The organism is Roseospira navarrensis (genome assembly GCF_009601025.1).
GTDB classification, from domain to species: Bacteria; Pseudomonadota; Alphaproteobacteria; order Rhodospirillales; family Rhodospirillaceae; genus Rhodospira; species Rhodospira navarrensis.
In genome coordinates, this window is sequence record NZ_WIVE01000006.1 from 95,048 (window position 1) to 102,237 (window position 7,190).

3 protein-coding genes are annotated in these 7,190 nt (G+C 73.8%); all 3 read left to right on the forward strand.

Translation table 11 applies throughout. The annotated features are described in order from the left end of the window. Positions 1-5: 5 nt before the first annotated feature. The 3 genes from GHC57_RS03980 (at position 6) to GHC57_RS03990 (ending at position 6,775) form a co-directional block, all read left to right on the forward strand. Positions 6-494 carry a low molecular weight protein-tyrosine-phosphatase gene (locus tag GHC57_RS03980; protein WP_153341397.1) on the forward strand — a complete coding sequence of 163 codons (489 nt, stop codon included), beginning with the start codon at positions 6-8 and terminating at the stop codon, positions 492-494. Then, a complete protein-coding gene (locus GHC57_RS03985; protein WP_153341398.1) occupies positions 494-1,345 on the forward strand; it encodes a fructosamine kinase family protein in 852 nt (283 codons plus the stop codon). The genes GHC57_RS03980 and GHC57_RS03985 overlap by 1 nt, the downstream gene beginning before the upstream one ends. 93 nt (positions 1,346-1,438) lie before the next feature. After that, positions 1,439-6,775 (forward strand): alpha-2-macroglobulin family protein, encoded by a 5,337-nt coding sequence (locus GHC57_RS03990; protein WP_153341399.1) that lies wholly within the window; start codon positions 1,439-1,441, stop codon positions 6,773-6,775. Positions 6,776-7,190: the final 415 nt, after the last annotated feature.

The following is a 7,190-nucleotide window of genomic DNA, read 5'->3' on the forward strand; positions in this document are numbered from 1 at the left end:
CGCCCATGGTCGCCGTCCTGTTCGTCTGCACCGGCAACATCTGCCGCTCGCCCACCGCCGAGGGGCTGTTCCGTCACAAGGTCCGGGCCGCCAGGCTCGGCGATGCGATCACGATCGACTCCGCCGGCACCACCGCCTTTCACGTCGGCGAACCACCGGACGCCCGCGCGGCCGAGGCCGCCGCCCGGCGCGGCTACAGCCTGGACGGCCAGAGCGCCCGGCAGGTGCGCCCCGACGACTTCCGCCGCTTCGATCTGCTGATCGCCATGGACCGGGGCCACCACAAGCGCCTGCGCGCCATGGCGCCGGACGCGGCGGCGCTGGCCCGCGTGGTCATGATGAGCGACTTCGCCAGCCGCCCCGGCGGGCCGGCCGACGTACCCGACCCGTACTACGGCGGCGGCGACGGCTTCCAGCGCGTGCTGGACATGCTGGAGGACGCCACCGAGGGCCTGCTGTCTCACCTGCGGGAGCGCCTGGAGGCGCGGGCCTGATGCGGGCGGAGGCACGGACCCGGGTGGAGGCGGCGAGCGGCCTGCGGATCGCCCACAGTCGGCCGCTGTCCGGCGGCTGCATCGGCGAGGTCTACGCCCTCACGATGTCCAGCGGCCCCGATCTGGTGGCCAAGGTGGGCGGCCCCGGCAGCGGCCTCGCCCTGGAAGGCCGCATGCTGGATCACCTGCGGCAGGCCGGTGCGCCCGCGCCGGAGGTACTGGCGGCCGACGATCACCTGTTGCTGATGACCCTGTTGCCCTCGGGCGACGCGCTGGGGCCGAAGGTGCAGGACCACGCCGCGCATGTGATCGCGGCCCTGCACGATCAGGTCGGGCCGGCCTTCGGCTTCGACTACGACACCGTGATCGGCGGGCTGCACCAGCCGAACCCGCAGACCGACGGATGGATCGCCTTTTTCCGCGATCACCGCCTGTTGTATATGGCCCACGAGGCCGCGCGCGCCCGCCGCCTGCCCCCCGCCGTGCTGGGCCGCCTGGAGTCCCTGGCCGAGCGCCTGGACGACTATCTGGAAGAGCCCGCCCACCCCAGCCTGCTGCACGGCGATCTGTGGACCGGCAACGTGCTGGCGCACCAGGGCCGCCTGTCCGGGCTGATCGACCCCGCCATCTATTGGGGCCATCCGGAGATCGAGCTGGCCTTTTCCACCCTGTTCGGCACCTTCAACGACGTCTTCTTCAACCGCTATCACGAGTTGCGGCCGATCCGGCCCGGCTTCTTCGAGGAACGGCGCGATCTCTACAACCTCTATCCCCTGCTCGTCCATGTGCGGCTGTTCGGCGCGGGCTATCTGGGCGGGATCGAGCGCACCCTGCGCCGCATGGGGTTCTGATCCCGCCCCCCTCGCCGTGCCACATTCCCGTGATAGCCGGATGGGGACAGCCCTGATTTAATGGGGCGCTCGGCTCAACGGGGAGGCGCCGCGATGGCTCTGCACGAAATCCACACGACACCGGCCCGCCGCCTGCTGGCGGAGCTCGGCCTGCTGGCCGGCCTGCTGGTCATGGTGGCGGTCTGGGCCGGAACGCCCGCGCCCGCGCGCGCCAACGACCTGCCGCCGAGCGCCTCGCCGCTGGTCACGCAACTGGCCGAGATCGAGCGCCTGCGCACCCTTTCGCAGGACGCCCGCGCCTACGCCCGCGCCCTGCGCACCCGCGACGCCGTGGCCGAGGAGTCCTGGAGCACCCGCAGCGAGGCCCTCGACCGCTACCGCGACGCCGCCCAGGCCGACCGGACCGGCGACGCCATCGCCGCGCTGCATGACTACATCGACGCCGGCGGCGACGACGACCCCGACCGCTGGCGGGCGCTCGCCAGTCTGCACCTGCGCCAGGACGGCCGGTCGCGCGAGGGCGTGCTCGCCGCCTGGACGGCCTATGCCGTCGCCGGCCGGGACAGCGAGCGGGCCCAGGCCCTGATGATGCTGGGCCGGGTGGCCGAAACCGTGGCCGACAGGGACCTCGCGGTGCCCTTCCTTCAGGCCGCCATCGCCTACGGCGCCGGCCAGGAGGCCCGGGAGCGACTCGCCGCGCAGACCCCGGACGCGCCCGTGACCACCGCCGTGGTGGGCCGCATCGAGCAGGATGTGCCCGAACTCTGCGTCACCTTCACCGCCGATCCGGTGACCGACGGCAGTGTCCGCTACGAGGACTTCGTGGCCCTGGCGCCGGCCGACGATGTGGTCGCCCGCGTGGACGCGGACGCCCTGTGCCTGTCCGGATTCCGCCACGGCGCCGACCTGGACGTGACCCTGCGCCGGGGCCTGCCGCTGGCCGGGGGGGCCGCGCTGGCCGACTCCCGCACCTGGACGGTCGCCATCCCCGACCGCGCCCCGCGCGTGGCCTTCGTCGGCGAGGGTCATGTGTTGCCCGCGCGCGGCAGCCAGGGCCTTCCGCTGGACAGCGTGAACGTCGAGCGCGTGGACCTGGAGATCTACCGCCTGCCGGCGCGCGGACTGGCCGCCGCCCTGCGCGACGGCGACGTGTTCCGCCCCCTGCCCGGCTGGTCGGCGGATGCGTTGCGCCAGGAGACCGGCACGCTGGTCTGGTCCGGGTCCATGGACCTGCCCCATGAGCCCAACCGCCAGCGGCGCTCGGCCGTGCCCTTCGCCGAGGCGGTGCCGAACCCCGAACCCGGGCTGTACGCGGTGACCGCCACCCTGTCGGCGCGCGAAACGCCGAACTGGTGGGATCGTCCCACGCAATGGGTGCTGGTGACGGACATAGGCCTGCAGGCCTATCACGGCGCGCGCGACCTGGTGATCGCCGCCCGCTCGCTGGAGACGGCGCAGCCGCTGCCGGGCGTGGACGTGGCCCTGATCGCCCGCAACAACGATGTGCTGGGCACCGCGACCACCGATGCCGACGGCCTGGCGAGGCTGCCCGCGACCCTGCTCGCCGGCGACGGCGGCGCGCGCCCCAGCCATCTGACCGCGACCGCGCCCGAGGGCACGGATCAGGCGATGCTGGACCTGGGCCGGCCGGCGCTGGACCTGTCGGACCGGGGCATCGGCGGTCGGCAGGTGCCCGGCCCGCTGGACGCCTTCCTGTATCTGGAGCGCGGCATCTACCGCCCGGGCGAGACCATCGAGGTGATGGCGCTGCTGCGCGACGACCGCGCCCGCGCCGTCACCGGCCTGCCCCTGACCCTGAAGGTCATGCGGCCGGACGGCGTGGAGGTCCGCCGCGAGGTGGTCACGCCCGATTCCGGCGGCGGCGCGGGGGCGCAAATCCCCACCGCCGACGCCGACCGCACCGGCGCGTGGACCATCACCGCCCACGCCGACCCCGACGGCCCGGCCATCGGACAGGTGAGCGTGCAGCTTGAGGACTTCGTGCCCGCGCGCATGGAAGTGCTGCTCGACGCGCCCGAGGCGGCCGTGCTGCGCCCGGACGCGCCGCCTGTGACGGTGGGCGTGGAAGCCCGCTACCTGTACGGTGCGCCGGCGGCCGATCTGGCCGCCGAGGCCGAGTTGATCCTGCGCCACGACCCGCGCCCCTTCGGCGAGGCGCGGGCGGACTACACCTTCGGTCTGACCACCGAGACCTTCGAGGCGTGGCGGACCGACCTGACCATCCCCGACACGGATGCGGAGGGCCGCACCCGCGTCGAGGCCATGCTGCCCGAGGCGCCGGACACCACCCTGCCGCTGTCGGCCCTCGTCCGCGCCACGGTGCTGGAGCCGGGCGGGCAGGCCACCAACCGCGCGGTCTCGCTGCCCGTGCGCCTGACGGACTCCCTGGTGGGCCTGGACCCGCTGTTCGAGGGCGGGCGCGTGGACGAGGCCGGCGAGGCCCGCTACCGCGTGCTGGCGGTGGACGCCTCGGGCGCACCGCTGCCCGGGCGGACCCTGCGCGTGATCCACTACGCCGAGGACTGGGACTATCAGTGGTACCAGGAAAGCGACGGCTGGCGGTATCGCGCCGTCGTGCGCGACCGCCGGCTTGATGCGCGCGATGTGACCACGGGGCCGGACGGCACGGCCGAGGTGGTCCTGCCCGTCCCCGACTGGGGCCGCTACCGCATCGAGGTGGCGGACATGGGCAGCGGCGCCGTCTCCAGCGACCGCTTCCGCGCCGGCTGGCGGGTGCCCGGGCCGAGCGCGCAGGACACCCCCGACACCCTGCGCATGACGGCCGAGGCCGACACCTATGCCGTGGGCGAGACCGCCCGCGTGTCACTCGACCCCCCGTTCGCGGGCGAGGCGCTGGTGACCGTGCTGGGACAGGACGTGCTGGACGTCCGCACGGTGTCGGTGCCCGACGAAGGGCTGGTTGTTGAGGTGCCGGTCACCGGGGACTGGGGCGCGGGGGCCTACGTCACCGTTTCGCTGTTCCGGCCGGGCACCGATGCCGAGCGCGGCCCGGGCCGCGCCGTCGGCGTGCAGTGGATCGCCGTGGACACCGCCGACCGCACGCTCTCGGTCACCCTGGACACGCCGGAGACCATGCGCCCGCGGAGCCCCCTGACCATCCCGGTCTCGGTCGCCAATGCGGGGCCGGACACCCGGGTGACGGTGGCCGTGGTGGACGAGGGGATCCTGCAACTCACCGGGTTCGCCACCCCGAAGCCGGACACCTACTTCCTGGGCAAGCGCCGCCTGGGGGTGGATCTGCGCGACGCCTACGGCGCGCTCATCGACGGCCGGGACGCCACCTTCGGCCGCCTGCGCACGGGCGGCGATGCCGCCGGACGCCACGCCCCCGGCCTGCCGGACAAGACGGTGGAGCCGCTGGCCTTCTTCTCCGGGCCGGTGGCCCTGGACGCGGACGGCACCGCGACCGTCAGCGTGGACATTCCCGCCTTCAACGGGCGGGTGCGGGTGATGGCGGCGGCCTATGACGCCGCCGGCGTGGGCCACGGGGAAGCCGAGGTCACGATCCGGGACCCCATGGTGACCCTGGTGACGCTGCCGCGCTTCCTGGCGCCCGAGGACCGCGCCGCCATGCACGTGACCCTGGACAACGTGGACGGCCCGGCCGGCGACTGGCGGGTGTCCGTGACCGCGCGGGGCGGTGTGGCGGTCGCCTCCAACGGCGCGGCCACGCTGACGATCCCCGAAGACGGGCGGGCGACCCATGTGGCGACCCTGCGCGGGGCGGCCATCGGCGGCGGCGGCGTGACCCTGACCGTCACCGATCCCGAGGGGGCCACCACGACCCAGTCGTGGGGCCTGTCCACCCGCCCGGCGGCGACGCGGGAGACCCGCGCCGTGGCCACCCGCCTGGAGCCGGGCCAGAGCACGCCGGTGGACCCGGGCGTGCTGGACGGCTTCACCCCCGACACCGCGAGCGTGACCCTCAGCCTGTCCACCCTGCCCGACCTGGGGCTGGTGGCGCTGCTGCGCGACCTGGACCGCTACCCCTATGGCTGCGTCGAGCAGACCGTCAGCCGCGCCCTGCCGCTGCTGGCGCTGGCCGACGTGGCGGCGGCGGCCGGCGTGCTCGACCCGGACGACCCCGACGCCCGCGCCCGGCGCATCGACGGCGCCATCAGCCGCGTCATCGCCATGCAGCGCGGCGACGGCGGGTTCAGCCTGTGGGGCGGTTCCGAGCGTCAGGAGTGGCTGAGCGCCTACGCCACCGAGTTCCTGGTGCGCGCCCGCGACGCCGGGCACCGGGTGCCGCCGTTCGCGCTGGAACGCGCGCTAGGCTTCCTGGAAGACACGGTCATCGGGCTGGACTACCCGGACGAGGCCCTGCCCGCCCGGGCCTATGCCCTGTACGTGCTGGCGCTGGCCGGCGCGGCCGATCCGGGGGCGCTGCGCTATGTCCACGACGCGGACCTGGTGCGTATGCCCGCGCCCTTGCCGCGCGCCCATCTGGGCGCGGCGCTGGCGATGATCGGCGACACGGCGCGGGCGCGCTCGGCGTTCGAGGCCGCCGTCTCGCCCTCCGTGCGCCTGTCGTCCCTGACCGACGGGGGGGACGAGACGCGCCGCGCCCCCTACGGCTCGGCGCTCAGCGATCTGGCGACCACCGTGGCGCTGATGGCCGAGGCCGGGCTGGGCGACGCCCTGGCCGAGGCCGAGGATCTGGCCGGCGAACGGGCCGGGCGGCGCTGGCTGAGCACCCAGGAGCAGGCCCGCCTGGTGCAGGCCGCCGCCGCGCTGCGGGACCTGCAGGGGCCGCTGTCGGTCTCCGTGTCGGGTGCGCCGCTGATCCCGGCCGGCGAGGGCTTCGCGCTGGTGCGGCCGTTGCTGGATCAGGTGGCGGCCGGGCTGTCCGTCACCAACACCGGCGCGGGCACCGTCACTCTGGTGACCACCGGGGACGGCATCCCGACCCAGCCGCCGGGCGCGCTGGAAAACGGCCTGTCGATCACGCGGGCGTTCTACACCCTGGAGGGCCGGCGCGTGGACCCGGGCATGGTGGACCAGTCCGACCTGATGGTGGCCCTGATCTCGGCCGAGGCGGTCGATCCCATGGCCCTGGGCAACGACGACACCCATCACGCGCTGGTCGTGGACCTGCTGCCGGCGGGTCTGGTGCTGGAGAACGCCGCCATCGGCGACGGCCGCTCCACCGCCGGGCTGGACTGGCTGCCCGAGCTGGACACCCCGGACCACGTGGAGCTGCGCGACGACCGCTTCGTGGCCTCCATCCCCATCGACCGGCAGGATCCGGCCTTCACCCTGGCCTACATGGTGCGGGCGGTCACCCCGGGGGTGTTCACCATGCCGGGGGTGTTCGTGGAGTCCATGTACCGGCCGGCGCTGCGGGCGCGCGGCCCGGCGGGCCAGATGATTATCGCGCCGCGGTAAAGGTTGTGGGGCACGCGGGAGAGGGGCGCCGCCCCCGCCCCCTTCCCCCAGGGCAACGGCTCAGGTTAACGGCATCGCTCTTCCAGGTCGTTTCAGCGGGTCGGAGACCTGCGCTCGAGGTCCTTCAGCCGCTTCGCGGCTTCAGGATGACATCTTATACCAACGGCATCTGACGATGACCGTTGAAGTCCGTGGCCGGCCCTCTCCCCCACCCGGCCACCCCCCATCTTTTCCTTTGGGCCAGTATCCTATGGGTGGCCGGGTGGGGGAGAGGGCCGGCGTTGCTCGGCGGGTGAGTCAAACTCACCCGCCGCTGGTATTATAGTTTGGCTCAAATAGCGTTCGCTATGCATTCCCGGATTTGGTATCATGAAGGATACCGAACGCGGGAGGCGGGCATGGATCGGGACACGTT